At 60.0% G+C, this 20,313-nt stretch carries 21 protein-coding genes; 19 read left to right on the forward strand and 2 right to left on the reverse strand.

Going from position 1 to position 20,313, the window contains the following annotated elements; all coding sequences use genetic code 11:
* Positions 1–15: 15 nt before the first annotated feature.
* Positions 16–1,560 carry an apolipoprotein N-acyltransferase gene (gene lnt / locus AACX78_RS17835; RefSeq protein WP_159166998.1) on the forward strand — a complete coding sequence of 515 codons (1,545 nt, stop codon included), beginning with the start codon at positions 16–18 and terminating at the stop codon, positions 1,558–1,560.
* An 86-nt stretch (positions 1,561–1,646) separates the two neighbouring features.
* Here the strand turns inward: lnt and AACX78_RS17840 are convergent, their stop codons facing one another.
* Positions 1,647–2,153 (reverse strand): zinc ribbon-containing protein, encoded by a 507-nt coding sequence (locus tag AACX78_RS17840; RefSeq protein ID WP_005317324.1) that lies wholly within the window; start codon positions 2,151–2,153, stop codon positions 1,647–1,649.
* Between the two features lie 145 nt (positions 2,154–2,298).
* On the opposite strand from AACX78_RS17840, the gene leuS reads away from it, so the two are divergent.
* The 18 genes from leuS (at position 2,299) to AACX78_RS17930 (ending at position 19,509) form a co-directional block, all read left to right on the forward strand.
* The gene (gene leuS, locus AACX78_RS17845; RefSeq protein ID WP_159166999.1) at positions 2,299–4,878 is read left to right on the forward strand and encodes a leucine--tRNA ligase; all 2,580 of its coding nucleotides are present in this window, start codon (positions 2,299–2,301) and stop codon (positions 4,876–4,878) included.
* 166 nt (positions 4,879–5,044) lie between these two features.
* Complete coding sequence (locus AACX78_RS17850; protein WP_021138176.1) at positions 5,045–5,527, forward strand: LPS-assembly lipoprotein LptE; 483 nt, start codon at positions 5,045–5,047, stop codon at positions 5,525–5,527.
* A gap of 13 nt (positions 5,528–5,540) precedes the next feature.
* Positions 5,541–5,687: a DNA polymerase III subunit delta gene (locus AACX78_RS17855; protein WP_159167000.1), complete on the forward strand. Its 147-nt coding sequence runs from the start codon at positions 5,541–5,543 to the stop codon at positions 5,685–5,687.
* Positions 5,687–6,718, forward strand: coding sequence for a DNA polymerase III subunit delta (gene holA / locus AACX78_RS17860; protein ID WP_159167001.1), 1,032 nt, complete (start codon positions 5,687–5,689; stop codon positions 6,716–6,718). Before AACX78_RS17855 ends, holA begins: the two co-directional genes overlap by 1 nt.
* A 76-nt stretch (positions 6,719–6,794) precedes the next feature.
* A complete protein-coding gene (gene nadD, locus AACX78_RS17865; RefSeq protein WP_159167002.1) occupies positions 6,795–7,439 on the forward strand; it encodes a nicotinate-nucleotide adenylyltransferase in 645 nt (214 codons plus the stop codon).
* A 185-nt stretch (positions 7,440–7,624) separates the two neighbouring features.
* On the forward strand, positions 7,625–7,966 hold the full coding sequence (gene rsfS, locus AACX78_RS17870) for a ribosome silencing factor (RefSeq protein WP_005317340.1): 342 nt from the start codon (positions 7,625–7,627) through the stop codon (positions 7,964–7,966).
* Between the two features lie 19 nt (positions 7,967–7,985).
* Positions 7,986–8,453, forward strand: a complete 468-nt coding sequence (gene rlmH, locus AACX78_RS17875; protein ID WP_159167003.1) for a 23S rRNA (pseudouridine(1915)-N(3))-methyltransferase RlmH — start codon at positions 7,986–7,988, stop codon at positions 8,451–8,453.
* A 101-nt stretch (positions 8,454–8,554) separates the two neighbouring features.
* Complete coding sequence (gene mrdA / locus AACX78_RS17880) at positions 8,555–10,471, forward strand: penicillin-binding protein 2 (protein WP_159167004.1); 1,917 nt, start codon at positions 8,555–8,557, stop codon at positions 10,469–10,471.
* On the forward strand, positions 10,464–11,567 hold the full coding sequence (gene rodA / locus AACX78_RS17885; protein ID WP_159167005.1) for a rod shape-determining protein RodA: 1,104 nt from the start codon (positions 10,464–10,466) through the stop codon (positions 11,565–11,567). The genes mrdA and rodA overlap by 8 nt, the downstream gene beginning before the upstream one ends.
* On the forward strand, positions 11,567–12,565 hold the full coding sequence (gene mltB, locus AACX78_RS17890) for a lytic murein transglycosylase B (protein ID WP_159167006.1): 999 nt from the start codon (positions 11,567–11,569) through the stop codon (positions 12,563–12,565). The genes rodA and mltB overlap by 1 nt, the downstream gene beginning before the upstream one ends.
* Positions 12,507–13,463: a septal ring lytic transglycosylase RlpA family protein gene (locus AACX78_RS17895; protein WP_159167007.1), complete on the forward strand. Its 957-nt coding sequence runs from the start codon at positions 12,507–12,509 to the stop codon at positions 13,461–13,463. Before mltB ends, AACX78_RS17895 begins: the two co-directional genes overlap by 59 nt.
* A gap of 195 nt (positions 13,464–13,658) precedes the next feature.
* Positions 13,659–14,849 (forward strand): serine hydrolase, encoded by a 1,191-nt coding sequence (locus AACX78_RS17900; protein WP_059111444.1) that lies wholly within the window; start codon positions 13,659–13,661, stop codon positions 14,847–14,849.
* A gap of 279 nt (positions 14,850–15,128) precedes the next feature.
* Entirely contained in the window at positions 15,129–15,392 is a 264-nt protein-coding gene (gene ybeD, locus AACX78_RS17905; protein WP_005317360.1) for a DUF493 family protein YbeD, read from the forward strand.
* A gap of 81 nt (positions 15,393–15,473) precedes the next feature.
* On the forward strand, positions 15,474–16,151 hold the full coding sequence (gene lipB / locus AACX78_RS17910; protein ID WP_005317363.1) for a lipoyl(octanoyl) transferase LipB: 678 nt from the start codon (positions 15,474–15,476) through the stop codon (positions 16,149–16,151).
* A gap of 85 nt (positions 16,152–16,236) precedes the next feature.
* Entirely contained in the window at positions 16,237–17,202 is a 966-nt protein-coding gene (gene lipA / locus AACX78_RS17915) for a lipoyl synthase (RefSeq protein WP_017412924.1), read from the forward strand.
* A 235-nt stretch (positions 17,203–17,437) separates the two neighbouring features.
* On the forward strand, positions 17,438–18,190 hold the full coding sequence (locus AACX78_RS17920; RefSeq protein WP_059111443.1) for a substrate-binding periplasmic protein: 753 nt from the start codon (positions 17,438–17,440) through the stop codon (positions 18,188–18,190).
* A gap of 112 nt (positions 18,191–18,302) precedes the next feature.
* Positions 18,303–18,794, forward strand: coding sequence for a GNAT family N-acetyltransferase (locus AACX78_RS17925; RefSeq protein ID WP_159167008.1), 492 nt, complete (start codon positions 18,303–18,305; stop codon positions 18,792–18,794).
* 142 nt (positions 18,795–18,936) lie between these two features.
* A complete protein-coding gene (locus AACX78_RS17930) occupies positions 18,937–19,509 on the forward strand; it encodes an RBBP9/YdeN family alpha/beta hydrolase (RefSeq protein ID WP_159167009.1) in 573 nt (190 codons plus the stop codon).
* 41 nt (positions 19,510–19,550) lie between these two features.
* Here the strand turns inward: AACX78_RS17930 and nqrE are convergent, their stop codons facing one another.
* Positions 19,551–20,150, reverse strand: coding sequence for an NADH:ubiquinone reductase (Na(+)-transporting) subunit E (nqrE, locus tag AACX78_RS17935; protein ID WP_017412923.1), 600 nt, complete (start codon positions 20,148–20,150; stop codon positions 19,551–19,553).
* Positions 20,151–20,313 lie beyond the last annotated feature (163 nt).

The raw sequence follows: 20,313 nt of genomic DNA on the forward strand, positions 1-20,313 counted from the left end.
GAGCCTGCATAGTCCGTGAAATCATCGCCCGTGAAATCAAAACTCCTGACCAGTCTGTTTGCCATGGCATCCGGCGCGCTCGCCGTCCTGGCCTTCTCGCCGTTCGACTACTGGCCTCTGGTCATCCCGTCACTGCTCGGCCTCTATGCGCTGCTGGACAAGGCCAATCCCAAACAGGCGGCCTGGCGCGGTTTTGGTTATGCCATGGGCCTGTTCCTGCCGGGGCTCTGGTGGATCCATGTCAGCATGACCATGTTTGGCGGCATCATGCTGCCGGTCGCCTTCGTATTGCTGGCAGGGCTATCGGCTTATCTGGCGCTCTATCCGGCCCTGGCCTGCTGGGCCTTTGCCCGCTTCTTCAGTGGCCGTCACTGGAGCCGCTGGCTGCTCGCCTTCCCGGCACTCTGGCTGGTGGCTGACTGGCTGCGGGGCTGGGTAATGACAGGCTTCCCCTGGCTCTGGTTTGGTTACAGCCAGATCGACGGACCGCTCAAGGGCTTTGCCCCCATATTGGGGGTGCAGGGCATCACGCTGGCACTGCTGCTGTCGACGTCCGCCCTCTGGCTGGTGTGGCAGAACCGCAAACCCGTCTGGCTGCTGGTGCCCGTCGCACTTATCGGTGCCGCCCATGGACTGATGCAGCTCAACTGGGTGACCCGGGGCGAGCCGGTCAAGGTAGCTCTGGTACAGGGCAATATCGCCCAGTCCCTCAAGTGGGATCCGGAGGCCCTGGTACCGACGGTGCGCACCTATCAGGATCTCAGCCGCGAAAATCAGGATGCCGACATCATCATCTGGCCGGAATCGGCGATCCCGGCCATCGAGAAAGAGATGGGCAACTACCTGGAGAGCCTGGACAAGGCGATGAAGGTGAACGATACGGGTCTGCTGGCAGGCATAGTCCACTACGATTTCGAGCAGCAGCGCTTCTTCAATACGGTGCTTGGCATGGGCGTGCAGGACGCTGACGGCAAGGAGGCATATCACTATGAGCACAAGAACCGCTACTACAAGCACCACCTGCTGCCTATCGGCGAGTTCGTGCCGTTTGAGGATCTGCTGCGCCCCATAGCCCCCTTCTTCAACCTGCCCATGTCCTCCTTCAGCCGGGGGGACGAGCAGCAACCGAACCTGATTGCCAAGGGGCTCAAGTTTGCCGCCGCCATCTGCTACGAGATCATCTTCCCTGAAGAGGTGCGCCGCAATGTACAACCCGATACCGACTTCCTGCTGACCGTTTCCAATGATGCCTGGTTCGGCACCAGTATCGGCCCCTGGCAGCACCTGCAGATCGCCCGCATGCGCGCCCTCGAGCTGGCCCGCCCGCTGCTGCGGGGCACCAACACTGGCATCACTGTCGTCACCGAGATTGACGGTAGCATCATAGGCCAGATCCCGCAGTTCGAAGCCGGGGTGCTGCGCGCCGAGGTGCGGCCCGCCCACGGATCCACCCCCTACCTGCGCTTTGGCGACTGGCCGCTGTACTGCATGACGGCCCTGCTGCTGGGGCTCGCACTGGCGTTGCGTCCACGTGCCCATCCCTGGGCCCGTGAGCTCTGATCCGGCACGTTCCAACACCTGTACATCAACAAAAGAGGCGCCCCATGGGGCGCCTCTTGCCATTTCATTTCGCTAGTTGATGGTATTCAGGGCGAGAGCGGCTCGCGGTGATATTCGTGGCCGCCACATTCGGGGCAGGTATCGAGTGGTTGAGGGTGCAGCACTGTATGGCGCCAGCCGCACTGCTCGCACACCATGACGCCGAGTCCCACCCAGTCTCCCGCTTCGTACACCCCTTTGTGTTCCAGCTCGTCGGCCAGCTCGCGCCACTCCACCTGGGCGCGGTCGGTCACATCCGCCAACCAGGACCAGGCGGTGTCTTTGAGGGCCAGCATGAAGGCGGACTCCTCCACGGCCTCATCGCTGCGGGCTTTATCATCGTTGCGGCTCAGCTCATAGTTGCCCAGATCCCGCTTCACGTATTCGGCGATCAGCGCCAGCTCATCCTGGGTCAGGTCGCTGGCGGCCTCCAGATAGGCCTGCACCTTGGCGATCATCCGGTTGAGGCGCTCCCCCTGGAACTGTTCGGTCTCCTGCCACTGCTTTTGCAACTCTGCAATGAAGGCTTCGTACCCTTTTTGACGTTTGTCCATGGTCGTTACTCCTCTACTGAACCCTGATCATGCCCGGCATAAGGCCTGACGGATGCTGGCGGTTGTTGCCGCCGCTGGATATGGGTATTCTATTGCGATTTCCCAGCTGATTTATCTATTCATTTCACAGATCCGGATGTCACCAATGCAAGAGCAATACGTTCCCCAATCGATCGAACCAGCAGTGCAAAAGCACTGGGATGCCAAGAAAACCTTCAAGGCCGTGGAGAAAGTAGACAAGGAGAAATTCTACTGCCTGTCCATGTTCCCCTATCCGTCTGGTCGTCTACACATGGGGCACGTTCGTAACTACACCATAGGTGATGTGATCTCCCGTTATCAACGCCTCAATGGCAAGAACGTGCTGCAACCCATAGGTTGGGATGCATTCGGTCTGCCGGCGGAGAACGCTGCGGTCAAGAATAATACCGCACCGGCACCCTGGACCTACGAAAACATCGAATACATGAAGAACCAGCTGAAGATGCTGGGGCTGGGTTATGACTGGGATCGCGAGCTGGCGACCTGCAAGCCGGATTACTACCGCTGGGAGCAGTGGTTCTTTACCAAGCTGTACGAAAAGGGTCTGGTCTACAAGAAGACCTCCTCAGTCAACTGGTGTCCGAACGATATGACGGTACTGGCCAACGAGCAGGTAGTCGACAACTGCTGCTGGCGCTGCGACACCCCGGTGGAGCAAAAAGAGATCCCACAGTGGTTCATCAAGATCACCGACTACGCCGAAGAGCTGTTGAACGACATCGACAATCTGGAAGGCTGGCCGGAGATGGTCAAGACCATGCAGCGCAACTGGATTGGCCGCTCCGAAGGGGTCAACATCCACTTCCAGATTGCCGATCAGGATGGCGACCTCGAGGTCTACACCACCCGTCCCGATACCCTGATGGGTGTCACCTATGTGGGCATCGCCGCCGGTCACCCGCTGGCCCTGCAGGCTGCCGCCACCAATCCGGCTCTGGCCGCCTTTATCGACGAATGCAAGAACACCAAGGTTGCCGAAGCAGAACTGGCCACCATGGAAAAGAAAGGCATGGCCACCGGCCTCTATGCCATTCATCCGCTGGATGGTCGCAAGGTGCCGGTCTGGGTCGCCAACTTCGTACTGATGAACTACGGCACCGGCGCCGTGATGGCCGTTCCGGGCCACGACCAGCGCGATCATGAGTTCGCTACCAAGTACGGTCTCGAGATCAAGGCGGTGATCAAGCAGGCTGACGGTGAAGCGCCGAACGTGACCGAGGCCGCCTACACCGACAAGGGCGTGCTGTTCGCCTCCGGCGAGTTCGACGGTCTCGAGTTCCAGGCAGCTTTCGATGCCATCGCCAGCAAGCTGGAAGCGCTCGGCAAGGGCAAACGCACCGTCAACTTCCGTCTGCGTGACTGGGGCGTCTCCCGTCAGCGTTACTGGGGTGCCCCCATCCCCATGCTGACCCTGGCTGACGGCACAGTTGTGCCGACCCCGGAAGATCAGCTGCCGGTACTGCTGCCGGAAGATGTGGTGATGGATGGCATCCAGAGCCCGATCAAGGCCGACGCCGAGTGGGCCAAGACCACTTACAACGGCCAGGAAGCGTTCCGGGAAACTGACACTTTTGACACCTTTATGGAGTCCTCCTGGTACTACGCCCGCTACTGCTCTCCGGACTACGACAAGGGCATGCTGGATCCGGCTGCTGCCAACCACTGGCTGCCGGTGGATCAGTACATAGGCGGCATCGAGCACGCCTGTATGCACCTGCTCTACGCCCGCTTCTTCCACAAGCTGCTGCGTGACGCAGGGCTGGTGAACAGCGACGAGCCGTTCAAGCGCCTGCTCTGCCAGGGCATGGTGCTGGCCGACGCCTTCTACTACAAAGACGAAAAGGGCGGCAACGTCTGGGTCAGCCCGACCGACGTCAAGGTAGAGCGTGACGACAAGGGTCGCATCACCAAGGCCATCGACCTTGAGGGTCGCATCGTTACCCACTCCGGCATGACCAAGATGTCCAAGTCCAAGAACAACGGCATAGACCCGCAGCTGATGGTCGAGCGTTACGGCGCCGATACCGTCCGTCTGTTCATGATGTTCGCCTCCCCGGCCGAGATGACCCTGGAGTGGTCCGACTCCGGTGTAGAAGGCGCCCAGCGCTTCCTGCGTCGCCTGTGGCGTCTGACCTTCGAGCACGTCTCTGCTGGTGCCGTTCCGGCACTGGATGTGGCAGCCCTCACCAGCGAACAGAAAGCCGTTCGCCGCGAGCTGCACAAGACCATCGCCAAGGTGAGCGATGACGTGGGTCGCCGTCAGACCTTCAACACCGCCATCGCTGCCATCATGGAGCTGATGAACAACCTGGCCAAGCTCGGCACCGACGAGCAGGACCGCGCCCTGATGCAGGAAGCGCTGGAAGCCGTTGTGGTCATGCTCTCCCCCATCACGCCGCACATCGGTTTCGAGCTGTGGAAGATGCTGGGCAAGGGCGACGACGTGGATCACGCCGTCTGGCCGGTGGCCGATGAAGCGGCCATGGTCGAGACCGAGAAGCTGGTCGTGGTGCAGATCAACGGCAAGATGCGTGGCAAACTGACAGTACCGGCCGAGGTAAGCCAGGCTGATGTCGAGAAGCTGGCAATGGCCGATGCCTCCGTCCAGAAGTTCACCGACGGTCTGACAGTGCGCAAAGTTATCTATGTACCGGGCAAGCTGCTCAACATTGTCGCTAGCTAATGGTGGCAAGGCTTCTCCCCTGCACTCCTTTTGTTATGGGAGGGAGCGTCTTGCTCCTTCTCCCTTGCAAACAAGCAGGTCGGGAAGGGGTCAGCTGACCGTTGCCAATCATGATGACGGCGGGCAGACGCCCGCCGCTCTTCACTTCACGCAAAGAGGATTTCATATGGGCACCACCCTCACTCGCTGGATGGCCATCGCACTGATGGGCTTGCTGTTGCAGGCCTGCGGTTTTCAGATGCGGGGCACCGCCATCCCGCCCGAGCTGATGACCATGAAGGTGGTCGGTGACAACAAGAGCGACTTCTACCGTCTGGTGACCACTCGTCTCAAGGCCGCGGGCGTACAGCTCGCAGACAAGGAGGGCATCCCTGTGCTCACCCTGGCTGGCGTGCGCAGCACCAGCCAGGTAGCCTCGGTTGACGCCATCGGCCAGGATCGTGAGTATTTGCTGGGCTACAGCACCCAATTCACCGTCTCCATGCCGGGCAAACCCACTCAGGTGTTTCCCATCACCTTCAACCGCAGCTTCCTGAACAAACCTGACGCGGCACTGGCCTCCTCCCGTGAGCAGGAGCAGCTAGGCAAGGAGATGCAGGAGCAGGCCGCCAGTCTGGTCATCCGCCAGCTGAGCCAGGTCAAGTTCTGATGCGAGCATCTTGATGAGAGTCGACCCCGAGCAGTTCGCGGACCATCTCAAAGCAGGGCTCAAGCCCTGCTATCTCGTTTTTGGCGACGAGCCTCAGCTCAATTTGCAAGAGCAGGCCATCGCCCCTGCGCCCCACCGACTCAACCAGGCCAAGTTCTGATGCGGATCTATCCCGAGCAGTTCGCAGATCATCTCAAGACAGGGCTCAAGCCCTGTTACCTCATCTTTGGTGACGAGCCTCTGCTGAAGCTGGAGGCTATCGACGCCATCCGTCAGGTCGCCCGCAAGCAGGGTTTCGACGAGCGTCATAGCTTCGTGGTCGAGGCGGGGCTGGACTGGAATCAGGTCTACGATGCCTGCCAGGCCATGAGCCTCTTCTCCGCCCGCCAGATCATAGAGCTGGAGTTGCCGGCCAAGGTCGACAAGGATCTCGCCGCCCGCATCAGCGAGATTGGCAAGCAACTGCATCCGGATCTGCTGCTGGTGCTCAGCGGTGGTCGCCTCAACCAGACCCAGATGAAGGCAGCCTGGTTCGACAAGCTCAGCCAGGGCGGTACCTATGTGCCGGTCAATCACCCCGAGCCCCGCTTCTTTCCACGCTGGATGGGGGCCCGCTTCCAGCGTTTCGGCCTCAAGGCGCTGCCCGACGCCATCAACTTCATGTGTCACTCTTACGAGGGCAACCTGCTGGCCGCGAGCCAGGAGATAGAAAAACTGACCCTGCTGGCGCCGCCCCAGCCCATCAGCGTCGCCTATCTGCAAGAGACCATCATACGGCACGCCCACTTCACGCCATTCCAGCTCATCGATACCCTGCTGGAAGGCAAGGTAAACCGGGCCCAGCGCATTCTGCTGGCCCTGCGTGCCGAGGGCACTGAGCCCGGCATGCTCTCCTGGGCCCTGTGCCGGGAGCTGGAACAGCTCACCGAGCTGGCCCTGGCTGCCAGAGCCGGCCAGCCGCTGGTGGAGCACTTCTCACGCCTACGCATCTGGCAGAGCCGCCAGCAATTGATCCAGCAGGCGCTGACCCGGTTGCCCTTCACCAAGTTGCAGCAGTTGTGGCAACTGATGGCCCAGCTTGACGACGCCTTGCGTCGCTTCGACACCGAACGGGCTTGGCTGATGTTGCAGACCCTCGCCCTCGGTTTTCGCGATGGCACACCCCTGCCTTTGCTGGAGCCAGCATCATGATGAGCTCGCCGCCAGACCTGAAGAACCGAAGTGGCCCTGTTGCCACCAAACCATTTGACGACTCGGGGATAAGGTCATGCTAACAGCACCCATCGGCCTGCTGGGCGGCACCTTCGACCCCATCCATATCGGCCATTTGCGACCGGCCATCGACGCGCGCGACGCACTGGGGCTGGCCGAAATCCGCCTGATACCGAACCATATACCGCCCCACAAGGCCAATCCCTTCTGTTCGAGCGAGCAGCGCCTCGCCATGGTCAGACTGGCGGCGGCGGAAAACCCGGGGTTTGCAGTGGATGAGCGGGAGCTCAAGCGGGCCAAGCCGTCTTACACCATAGATACCCTGATGGCGCTGCGGGAAGAACTGCCCGATACCCCGCTCTGCTTCCTGATGGGGATGGATTCATTGCTCACGCTGCCGAGCTGGCATCGCTGGCAGGCACTGCTCGATTACGCCCACCTGGTGGTGAGCGTGCGCCCCGGCTGGCAACCTGACTACCCGACCAAGGTGGCCGAGCTGCTGGCACGCCATCACACCACTGATGCCACCGCGCTGCACCGGCGCCTTGCCGGCCATATCTGGCTGGCAGACAATCTGCCCATAGCGCTGTCGGCAACCCGGCTCAGAGAGCTGCTGGCGGCGGGACAGGATCCCCGTTATCTGCTGCCAGCCTCTGTGGCCGATTACATCCGGCAACAGGGCCTCTACCAGGCGGACTGAATGCAACTGGTGCCGACTATTGTCAGGGCCAGTTGCGCACTATATTGATCAACAGGGGCCTGGTTTGCCGACCCGGCATGGCCCCCGCTCCACTCCCCTTCACCAGACTGGGAAACGGGAGTGACCATGATATAATCCGCCGCCCTGACGTAAGTAGCAGGGCGCCGGAATACAGGAGAGAATCATTGCAAGGCCAAGAACTGCAAGCCTTTATCGTCGACAAGATCGATGACATGAAAGGCCGCGACATCATCACCCTCGATGTGCGCGGTCAATCCAGCATCACGGACACCATGATCGTCTGTTCCGGCAACTCCAGCCGCCACGTCAGCGCCATCGCTCACAATCTGGCCAGCGAAGCCCGCCATGCGGGGCTCGACCTGCTGAGCGTGGAAGGCCAGCTCACGGGTGAATGGGTACTGGTGGATCTGGGATCCGTAATAGTGCACGTGATGCAGGATGAGTATCGCGATTTCTACCAACTGGAAAAACTCTGGAGCGGTGCCGCTCAAGTGAATGCGCAATAGGGCACAAGTGTAACAAACGATGAAGATCCAGTTGATTGCAGTGGGCACCAAGATGCCTGCCTGGGTAGAGCGTGGCTTCGAAGAGTACCGTCGCCGTTTTCCCAAAGACATGCCATTCGAACTCGTCGAAATTGTCGCCGGAAAGCGCGGTAAAAATGCCGACATTCCCCGCATCCTGCAAAAAGAAGGGGAAGCCATGCTGGCCGCGGCCGGCCGCTCGCGCCTTGTGACCCTGGATATCCCCGGCAAGCCCTGGACCACGGAACAACTCGCCGTGCAACTGGAAGCCTGGAAACTGGATGGCCGCGATGTGGCCCTGCTGGTGGGAGGCCCGGAGGGCTTGTCGCCGGAGTGCAAGGCCGCCGCCGAACAGAGCTGGTCACTGTCGCCGCTGACCCTGCCCCATCCGCTGGTACGGGTGCTGGTGGCCGAGAGCCTCTATCGCGCCTGGAGCATTACCACCAATCATCCGTATCACAGGGAATGAACCATGCACATCTGGCGCATCACCCCCTTATATCACCCGTATCACAGGGAATAACCCATGGGGTTTTTGTCTTCTCCCTTCGTCTGTCATAAGGTAGCGGCATGCTGAAGAATCGCATCGAAATGCGCGACCACAGCGCCGAAGGCCGCCTCTTCTTCCGACGCACCCTGGTCGCCTACATCGGCATGGTGGTGCTGATGCTGGTGTTGCTGGGCAATCTCTATTATCTGCAGGTCGAGTCCTTCGAAACCTATCAGACCCGATCCAACGACAACCGGATCCGGGTTGTGCCCGTGGCGCCGCCGCGGGGCCTCATCTATGACGCCAACGGCGTGTTGCTGGCTGAAAACCGCCCGGTTTACAGCCTGGAAATCGTGCCGGAAGAGACTCGGGATCTGGACAAGACCACCGATGAGCTGATCACCCTGCTGGCGCTGCCAGAGGGGACCAAGGAGAAGTTCCTGGCCGAGGTCAAGCGTCAGCGCCGCTTCAAGCCTGTCCCCCTGTTCGAGAAGCTGACCGAGTATCAGGTCGCCCTCTTCTCGGTCAACCAGCACAACTTCCCGGGTGCCAGCATCGAGGCTTACCTCAAGCGTTACTATCCGTTTGGTGACACCCTCACCCATGCGCTGGGCTATGTGGCCAAGATCAACACCCAGGATGAGGCTCGCCTCAAGAAAGAGGAAAAATTCGCCAACTATGCCGCCACCAAAGACATCGGCAAGCAGGGGGTGGAGAAATTCTACGAGGATCAGCTGCACGGGGTAGCCGGTTATCAGGAGGTCGAGGTGAACAACCGCGGCCGGGTGGTGCGTACCCTCAAATTCCAGCCACCCGAGCCTGGCAAGGACATCTACCTCAACATCGACATCCGCCTGCAACTGAAGGCTCAGGAACTGCTGGCCGGTCGCCGGGGAGCCATCGTCATGATGGATCCCAATACGGGCGCCATCCTGGCCATGGAGTCGAGCCCCAGCTATGATCCCAACCTGTTCGTGACCGGCATCTCCAACACCAATTATTCGGCGCTGCTCAACGATCCTGCCCGCCCGCTGGTGAACCGCACCACCCAGGGCATCTATGCCCCCGCCTCCACCGTCAAGCCCATGATGGCGGTAATGGGGCTGAACGAAGGGGCCATCACCGCCAACTACCGCTACTTCGGCGGCCCCAGCTTCTCCATTCCGGGCACCACCAAGAAGTTTCGTGACTGGCGAAAATGGGGTCACGGCTGGCTCGATGTCTACCGCGCCATCGAGGTGTCGGCGGATACCTATTTCTACGATCTCGCCTATCGGGTCGGTATCGACAAGATCCACAGCTACATGACCAAGTTCGGCTTCGGCCAGTACAGTGGCGTGGATCTGTATGAAGAGACCCGAGGCGTCATGCCGTCCCGCGACTGGAAGATGGCACGCTGGCGCCAGCCCTGGTATCAGGGGGACACCATCTCCATCGGCATAGGTCAGGGCTACTGGAGTTCCACGCCGATCCAGCTGGCCAAGGCCACCAGCATACTGACCCAGAACGGCCACGACGTGACGCCACACCTGCTCAAGAGCACCGCCTCGCAAGAGGGCGTGGTCAACGCCCCCGTCAACCCCAATATCGCCCTTCAGGCCAAGAGCGACAGCTACTGGCAAGTGGCCAGGGATGGCATGTGGCGCGTCATCAACGGCCATGAAGGAACCGGGCGGCGCGCCTTTGCCAACACCCCCTACAAGGCTGCTGGCAAGTCGGGTACCGCCCAGGTGGTGGGCATGAAAGAGAATCAGGTCTACAACGCCAGCACCATGAAGGTGGAGCATCGCGACAACGCACTGTTCGTCGCCTTTGCCCCCTTTGATGCGCCCAAGGCCGTGGTGGCCCTGGTGCTGGAAAACGCCGGTGGTGGCAGTAGCATGGCAGCGCCCGTGGCGCGCCAGATGCTGGATGCCTATCTGGCCCCGCCTGAGCCCCAGTTGCCACCAGCGCCCAAGCCGTCGTCCCCACCAAGCGAGGTCGTTCCCAATGAGTAATTCATCACGGCAGCAGAGTCTCTGGTACAAACTGCACATCGACCTGCCGCTGTTGCTCGGCCTGCTGGCCCTGATGTCCCTCTCCATGGTGGTGCTCTACTCCGCATCAGGTCAGGATGTGGATTCCATAGTGCGCCAGCTGGTACGCGGCGGCTTGGCCTTCGGCCTGATGATAGGCCTGGCCCAGTTGCCTCCCTCACTCTATGCGCGCTGGTCGATCCCCCTGTTTGTGGTCGTGGTCTTGCTGCTGATCGCGGTGGACGTATTTGGCCACATCGGCAAGGGGGCACAGCGCTGGCTTGATCTTGGCTTCATGAAGTTCCAGCCCTCTGAGGTGATGAAGCTCTCCATGCCCGTCATGGTGGCAGCCTGGCTCAGTCGCCACTCCCTGCCTCCCAAATTCAGCCATGTGATCATTGCGCTGCTGATGGTGTTGCTGCCGACCCTGCTGATCGCGGCCCAACCCGATCTCGGCACCTCCATACTGGTGGCCGCTTCCGGCTTTTTCGTCATCTTCCTGGCGGGGATCAGCTGGTGGCTGATTGCTCTGGCGGTGATGCTGATCTGCGCCTTCATGCCGGTACTCTGGTTCTTCCTGATGCACGACTACCAGCGCCAGCGGGTACTGATGCTGCTAGACCCCGAGAAAGACCCCCTGGGTCGCGGCTATCACATCATACAGTCCAAGATAGCGATCGGCTCGGGTGGCGTGTTTGGCAAAGGCTGGCTGCAAGGCACCCAGTCCCAGCTGGAGTTTCTGCCCGAACGCCACACCGACTTTATCTTTGCGGTCTTCAGCGAAGAGTTCGGACTGGTGGGCGTGGCTCTGCTGCTGGTCATCTATCTCTACATCATCAGCCGCTGCCTGTTTATCTCCATGCAGGCCCAGAACAGCTTCGAGCGTCTACTCGGTGGCGCCCTGACCCTCACCTTCTTCGTCTATGTGTTCGTCAACATGGGCATGGTGAGCGGCATACTACCTGTGGTGGGGGTGCCACTGCCCCTGGTGAGCTATGGTGGCACCTCCATGGTGACCCTGATGGCCGGCTTCGGCATCCTGATGTCCATTCAAACTCACAGAAGACTGCTGGCCTGATGAAACCATGGTGGCTGGCACTCGCACTGTGCTCGCTGGCAGCGAACGCGACCGTTTCGCCCGAGCGACTGAGCCTGCTGGCGGAGCAACAACAGGTGCCGCTGGCTGCGTTGCAGGATGCTGCCGCCAAGGCGCAGTTGCGCCAGGAGATCCTGGACACCATCAGCCGCCCTTGGGAAGCCAAACCCTGGCATCGCTATCGGCCGCTGTTTGTGACGCCAAGCCGCATTCAGGACGGGGTCAGCTTCTGGCAACGCCATGCCGATGTCCTGGCGCGGGCCGAGCAGACCTATCGGGTGCCCGCCGCCCTCATCGTCGCCATCATAGGCATCGAAACCTTCTATGGCCGCCAGATGGGCCGCCACTCGGTGCTCGACAGTCTCTACACCCTGGGCTTCCACTATCCGGAACGCAGCGACTTCTTTGCCAAGGAGTTTGCCCAGCTGGTGCTGCTGGCCGAGGAGGAACAGTGGCCTCTCACCACTCTCAAGGGATCCTATGCCGGTGCCATGGGAATGGGGCAGTTCATGCCCTCCAGTTATCGCCACTACGCGGTCGACTTTGACGGCGATGGTCGGCGGGATCTGTTTCGCAACTCTGTGGATGCCATCGGCAGCGTCGCCAACTATTTCGCCGAGCATCAATGGCGCTGGGGCGAGTCTGCCGTCGAGCCCGCCTTGATCGGTCTGGCCCCCGTCAGTACCCTGCTCAGACCCGAGCCTGAACTCAAGCAGCAGTGGGCAGAGCTGGCCGCCGCCGGCATTGAAGTCGCCACGCAGCTGGCGCCACAGACACCTGTGAAGTTGCTGGCATTGGAACAGGCCGATGGACCGGAATACTGGGTCGCGCGCCACAATTTTTACGTGATCACCCGCTATAACCGCAGCCCTCTCTATGCGATGGCGGTGCATCAACTCAGTCAAGCAATCCAGGAAGCGTATGCATCAGAGCCACAAATTTCTCCCGCTCAGCCTGACCTTGTTGTTGGCCGCCTGTAGCAGCCAGCCGGAACAGCTCCCCCTGCCGCAGGCTCCCATGCCCCAGGAAAAACCCCAGGTCATAGAAATACCACAAGCCACAGGCGCCATTCCGCGCCCCGAGCCCCTGAGTGCCAGCGGCAACCGTGACTACTGGATTGGCAAGCAGAAGAACGAGGTGTGGCGCAACATCAAGCACTATACCGAAGAGGGTACCGCCAGCTGGCTGGCCCCGGATCTGGACGGCCAGAAGACCGCCAACGGCGACGTGCTGGACAGCAAACTGTTCAGCGCCGCCCACCGCAACCTGCCGCTGCCTAGCTATGTGCGGGTCACCAACCTGAGCAACGGGCTGGAAACCATAGTGCGGGTCAACGATAGAGGTCCCTTTGGCAGTGATCGTCTCATCGATCTCTCCTACGCTGCCGCAGAGCAGCTGGATATGGTAGCGAGTGGCGAGGCCCGCGTGCGACTGGAGCTTATCAACGACACGCCGGATCAGATGATGATCATTGAGCCGATGAAGCCCATCGCAATGACCCCGACGACCGCGGCCGCAGCAGCGACCAAGACGATATCGCAAGATGGCTTCCTGGGTGAACCGACCGCGCTGGCGATGGCAACCCCTGCTGCTGCCGCGCCCGTCAAAGCCCCGGCAGCCAAACCGGCACCGGCCAAGGCAGCCGCCCCCGCCAGCAATGGCGACGGCAAGATGATCCAGGTGCTGGCCAGTGGATCCAAAGAGAGAGCCGAGGCCATGGGCAAAGTGATGACTCAGCGCTACGGCGTGCCGTATCAAGTGGTGACACACAATGCCCTCTTCCGCGTCCTGCTGGGCCCGGTCGCCGCCGATCAGCAGGCCACCCTGCTGGCACAGATCCGTCAGGGGGGGCTGGAGCAAGCCTTTATCGTCCCCTGAGCCGTGTGGCTCATATGAAGGTGGCCACCGCCATCTTGATGGGTATCACGTCGTTTCCCGGCGTGATGCCCACTACTGATGGATAAAAAACCAGGCCAGATGGCACGTCGGACTATGACCAACGGGCGCTTCTGGTATAGTTAAGCCCGCATTTTAACTTGGGTTACCCCCCATCCAGGCTCCAGGAATTTCAAGATGTCCAAATTTGCCCGTTCAGTTATTCTGGCCTCCCTGATAAGCGCCACCGCCCAGGCCAACACACCTGTACCCACACCGAACGCCGCCCCCATGGTCGTTCCCGCCGCGCCGGAGATCTCCGCCAAAGCCCATATTCTGATCGACTACTACTCGGGCCAGGTGCTGGCAGAAGACAACGCCGATGAACGCCTGCCGCCCGCCAGCCTGACCAAGATGATGACCTCCTACATCATTGGTCACGAGCTGCTGGAAGGAAACATCAAGAACACCGACATGGTGACCATCAGCAAGAACGCCTGGTCCAAGAACTACACCGACTCCTCCAAGATGTTTATCGAGGTGGGCAAACAGGTCTCCGTCGATGATCTGAACAAGGGCATCATCATCCAGTCCGGCAACGACGCCTGCGTCGCCATGGCCGAATTCCTGGCGGGCAGCACTGACTCCTTCGCCAGCCTGATGAACGCCTGGTCCGCCAAGCTGGGGATGAAAGATACCCAATTCAAAAACCCCCACGGACTGGATGAAGAAGGTCACTACAGTACTGCTCGCGACATGGCTCGTCTGGGTCAGGCCCTGATCCACGATCAGCCGGAGGAGTACAAGATCTACGCCCAGAAATCCTTCGTGTTCAACGGCATCACCCAGCACAACCGCAATCGCCTGCTGTGGGATCAGTCCCTGCAAGTGGATGGCATCAAGACAGGCCACGTCAGCCAGGTTGGTTACAATCTGGTCTCCTCCGCCACCAACAACGAAGGCATGCGCCTGATCGCCGTTGTGCTGGGCGCCAGCAGCGAAGGTTCCCGCGCCGCCGAGAGCAAGAAACTGCTCACCTACGGCTTCCGTTTCTTCCAGAGCCTGACCCCGTACAAGGCCGGTACCGAGCTTGTCACCCAGAAGATCTGGATGGGTGACAAACCGGAAGTGAAACTGGGTGTCGACAAGGACGTATCAGTGCTGGTCACCCGTGGTCAGGGCAACAACCTGAAGGCGGACTTCCAGCTTGAAAGCGAACTGAAAGCACCGCTGGCCAAGGGTCAGCGAGTGGGCACAGTATTCCTCAAGCAGGGCGACAAGGAGATCAAGCAGGTTCCCCTGGTTGCGCTGGAAGAAGTGCAGGAAGGCGGCCTGATGAGCCGTCTGTGGGATTACCTGGTACTGCTGGTCACCAGCTGGTTCAAGTAAGCCACAGGATAAAATAGTGATAAAAGAGCGGCGCCAATAGGCGCCGCTCTCCAGTTTGGGTCTCGGTGAGCGAATAACCCTGCAATCTGCAGGTTCCGCCGACAGCTGATTTGTGGTAAAAAGCAGCACCTCCATGTCTTGTCGATCAGTCCGGGCCTTGATCCCGGCCCGGGCAATGCCCATATAGACTTGTACTGGCGGCCCTGATGGGCCATAGGCCACTTGGCCACACAAGATGAAAGATAAGGTCATCCCGTGATGACGCCAAAAGGTGAGTAGATGAATACCAAGTTTGATGAACTGCTGGAGTTCCCCTGCAAGTTCCCGTTCAAGGTGCTCGGCGTAGCCGATCCGGCACTGCCTGATCTGGTGGTAGAAGTGCTGCAGCAGCATGCCCCAGGCACTTACAGCCCGACCGTTCAACCCAGCACCAAGGGTAACTACCACTCGGTGCGGGTCACTGTGACGGCCCAGAGCAAGGAACATATCGAAGCCATGTACACAGCTCTCGGCAAGATCGAGCTGGTTCGCTACGTTCTGTAAGCCACCTCTCTCGCCCCGCCAGGGGCGATTGATTTTGTGCAATCCTGTTTTGCCGACTCAAGCGCCTGTCAGTGAGGAACCATGTCACTCCAGATCCCCGCCCAACCACAACTGTTAGTCAGACAGTTGGGCCGCCGCCCCTACCAGCCGGTATGGGATGCCATGAAGGCCTTCACCGATAACCGCACCAGCGATACCCCGGATGAGTTCTGGGTGGTGGAGCACGATCCCGTCTACACCCAGGGCCAGGCTGGCAAGGCCGAGCATCTGCTCGCTCCCGGTGACATCCCCGTGGTGCAGAGCGATCGTGGCGGTCAGGTGACCTACCACGGCCCCGGCCAGCTGGTGCTCTATGTACTGGTGGATGTGCGCCGCAGCAAGCTGTCGGTACGCGAGCTGGTGACCTGCCTGGAAACCGCCATCATCAATACCTTGGCAAAAAGCGATATCCAGGCCTATGCCAAGGCCGATGCCCCCGGCGTCTATGTGACCAACGAGCTGGGCATGGAGGCCAAACTCGCCTCCCTGGGCCTGCGGATCCGCAAGGGTTGCTCGTTTCACGGCCTGGCACTCAACATCAACATGGACATGACCCCCTTCCTGCGCATCAACCCGTGCGGCTATGCGGGCATGGCCATGACCCAGACCAGCGCCCTGGGCGGCCCGCAAAGCGTGGCTGAGGCGCAAGCCATTCTGGTGGCCGAACTGGCCAGCCTGATTGGCTATCAAACGATCACAAATGCCGACGATACCCCATGAGCAAGCCCATGCCGGGCGCCCATGAGGGCATGAAAATGGCCCAAACGGCTATCAACCAGACAATAACAAACACCGAGAGTGAATCATGAGCAAACCCGTTCGTATGGAGCCGGGCGTCAAGCTGCGCGATGGCGACAAGATGGCCCTGATCCCGGTGAAATTCATGCCGGATCCCAACGAGGAAGTGCTGCGCAAGCCGGACTGGATGCGGATCAAGCTGCCGCCGTCGAGCCAGAAGATCGAGCACATCAAGAGCACGCTGCGCAAGAACAAGCTGCACTCAGTGTGTGAAGAGGCCTCCTGCCCCAACCTGGCCGAGTGCTTCAACCACGGCACTGCCACCTTCATGATCATGGGGGCCATCTGCACCCGTCGTTGCCCCTTCTGCGACGTGGCACACGGCCGCCCGCTGGCGCTGGATCCCGACGAGCCGCAGAAGCTGGCACTCACCATCAAGGAGATGGGGCTGAAATACGTGGTCATCACCTCGGTGGACCGCGACGATCTGCGCGACGGCGGTGCCCAGCACTTCGCCGACTGCATCAAGCAGATCCGCGAGCACAGCCCCCAGACCCGCATCGAGATCCTGACCCCGGACTTCCGTGGCCGCATGGAGCAGGCGCTGGAGGTGTTCCGCGAGACACCGCCGGACGTGTTCAACCACAACCTGGAAACCGCGCCGCGCATGTACCGTGTCGCCCGCCCCGGTGCCGACTACAAGTGGTCCCTTGAGCTGCTACGCCGCATCAAGGAGATGCACCCCCATGTGCCGACCAAATCCGGTGTCATGATGGGCCTTGGCGAGACCAACGAAGAGATAGTGCAGGTGCTCAAAGATCTGCGCGAGCACGGCGTCAACATGCTGACCCTGGGTCAGTACCTGCAGCCGAGCCGCCACCACCTGCCGGTGAAGCGCTACGTGCCGCCCGCAGAGTTTGACGAGCTGAAAGATGTCGCCATGGGGCTGGGCTTCTCCCACGCCGCCTGCGGCCCCTTCGTGCGCTCCTCCTACCATGCGGACCTGCAAGCCAAGGGTGAAGAGGTCAAATAGTCGTGGATCTGCCTCTATCAAGGGCACTTTAGTGCCAATAACAGTCAGTTAAATGCGGTTATGGCTATATATGTCAAAAGAGGGAGGCTTCACGCCTCCCTCACTTTTTAGTGCTGATACCATAGGACCAAGACGCAAATCTCTTTAGCCGACAGCATTATCATCAGGGCCGACTTTTTGAGCCGCCAATTGTGGCCGATAATCAACATTGGCTGGAGGAAGGAGTACATCACCAATGGGATATTCTATTCTCTTGTCACTGCTGCTGTTGTTCCCCTTGCAGCTCTTGGCCAACACCATTCGACTGACTACTCTGGAATGGCCCCCTTATACCAGTCAAAGCCTGCCAGATGGTGGCCTCACCGGTCATATCGTAAAAAAGGCTTTTGCTGAAGCAGGGCTAAAGGTCGAGTTCGATTTTTACCCCTGGCAACGAGCCATCATGCTAGCCGCAGACCCAACGCAGCCCTACAGCGGCTACTTTCCCGAGTACCTATCTGATCGTTTTCCCTCTCTATGGCGCAACTCAACCAGTGTGGGGGCTAGCATACTGGGATTGGCGCAACGCAGCGGACCACTGATCCCCTGGCAGCAGCTTGAGGATTTATCCCCTTACCGGATCGGGGTAGTCGCAGGTTATGTCAATACTTCTGAATTTGATCAGTTGATGGCAATAAAGCGCCTCCAGACATTTGCTGTTTATGGGGATCACCTCAACCTGCGCAAGTTGCAGCGAGATAGACTGGACCTGGCTGTCATAGACAGGGACGTTTTTTACTGGCTGCTCCAGCATGACGGAAAGCTGGACTCTACCGGCTTGCAGTTTCATCCCAAAATCCTTGAACACAAGAGCCTGCACATTATGTTCCGACCCGATCAGCAAGATCTGAAAGAGCGGTTGGAGCTCGCCATTGCAAGGCTCGACATAATGCGGCTGATTGAGGATTATCAACGACGCTACCTCTTTGGCCCTCAAATAGGCGATTGATAGCCACGTAAAAAGGCTGAAGCTATCTTAACTCTGACTACGACACCGCCGTTTGCGATCGCCTTGCCATAGCGTTAACGTAATCACTCCTTTTTCAGGAGTGATACCCAAGATGCCAACCCCCCTCGTTCGTCTGCTCCCCATGAGCGCTGCCTATTATTCCGTCTTCTACGACCGCTCCCTCGAGGACTACGCACAAGATCTGGCCAGCAACCATGGCTATGATCTCGCCACCGCTCGCCGCAAGTCAGAGGCCTCCCTGCTGCAGTACCTGCCACAGGGGATCGCCACCCCGGGTCACTGTTTGCTCTGCATCATGCCGGGCGAGGTGACGGGAGAAGAGGCAGAGCCACTGGGCTATCTCTGGCACGCCATCAATGCCGATGATAACGCCACCTTTATCTACGACTTCTATATCGACCCGGCCCTGCGCAGCCAGGGCTATGGCAAGGCTGCCATAGCGGCACTGGAAGCCAGTCTCAGGGCCAGTGGCATCAGCCAGATCAAGCTGCGGGTCGCGTACGACAACCCGCGGGCCCTGGCGCTCTATCAGGAGGCAGGCTTCATCATCACAGGGCACAACATGGCCAAGCTGCTGGGTTAGTTTTGTTGAGCCTCATCTTGCCCCCCATCCCGCCAGGGGCGTGTTGCGGTCAGGCGGGGGCTGCTATGATGTGGCCGCCCCGGCCAGTTGCCGCAGCGGCACGGTTTTTCATTCCCTGTTGCCCCGTTTCAGGATCATGCAGATGTCACACACCCGCGTCTTTATCGTGCACGGTTACACCGCCTCCCCCCAGTCCCACTGGTTCCCCTGGCTCAAGGAGAAACTCGAGTCCCGCGGTATCCAGGTCGAGGTGCTGGCCATGCCAAACCCGCACCATCCCGAGCCTGATGCCTGGGATCAAGCCATGGACCGCCTTGTCCAGGATCACGACGAGCACACCTTCCTGCTGGGCCACAGCCTCGGCTGCATCGCCATACTGCGCCAGCTCAGCCGCCTGCCCGCCTCCCGCCGGGTGGGCGGTATCCTGCTGGTATCCGGTTTCGACCAGCCACTGCATACCCTGCCGGAGCTGGATGCCTTCATGACCCAGCGTTACGACCCGGCGCACATCATGACACTGGCACCACAACGGGTTGTCGTTGCCTCCCGCGATGATGCCATAGTGCCCTATCGCTACTGCCAGCACCTGAGCGAGCAGCTGGCCGCGCCACTCTACAGCCTGGAGCAGGGTGGCCACTTCCTCGATCGGGACGGCTTCCTGACACTGCCGCTGGTCCACGACCGGCTGCTGGGGATGATAACCCCCGCCGAATAGCAAAACGGCCACGCAAGTGGCCGTTTTCACAGATAGCGTGCCTAGAGCGACATGCCGGAGAAGGACATGAAGCCGAGCGACATCAGCCCTGCCACTATGAAGGTGATGCCGATGCCGCGCAGCCCCTCGGGCACATCCGAATACTTCATCTTCTGGCGCAGGCCGGCGATGGCGACGATGGCCAGCAACCAGCCAAGTCCGGAGCCCGCTCCATACACCACGGATTCGATGAAATCGTAATCCCGCTGGGCCATGAACATGACACCGCCGAAGATGGCGCAGTGCACCGTCAACAGCGGCAGATAGATGCCCAGGGCGTGATGGAGCGCCGGGAAATGCTTGTCCAGCACCATCTCCATCACCTGCACCAGCGCCGCCAGCACCCCTATGTAGATGATGAAATCGAGAAAGCCAAGATCAAACTCCCCGAGGAAGGTGCTGCCCGGGCGCAGGATATGACGGTAGATCAGGTTGTTGAGGGGAATGGCGATCACCATGACCACCAGCACCGTCATGCCCAGGCCAAATGCCGTGTTGATGTTCTTGGAAACGGCCAGAAAGGTACACATGCCCAGAAAGAAGGCCAGCGCCAGGTTTTCGACAAAAATCGACTGAATAAACAGGTTTACATAATAATCCATCGGATCGGCTCACAGCTTGTGCAGGGAACAACCCTGCCACGGCACCCTGACCAACAGGTCAGAGCGCACTGGCAGGGGCAACAAGGCGCGGCAACCGATCGCAGGCGTCAGCCAGCAGAGAAGTCAAACAGTCAGTCGACGGGGAAACGCCGGATCCGGTGCG

The organism is Aeromonas sp. 9A (assembly GCF_963900955.1).
Lineage (GTDB): Bacteria > Pseudomonadota > Gammaproteobacteria > Enterobacterales > Aeromonadaceae > Aeromonas > Aeromonas salmonicida.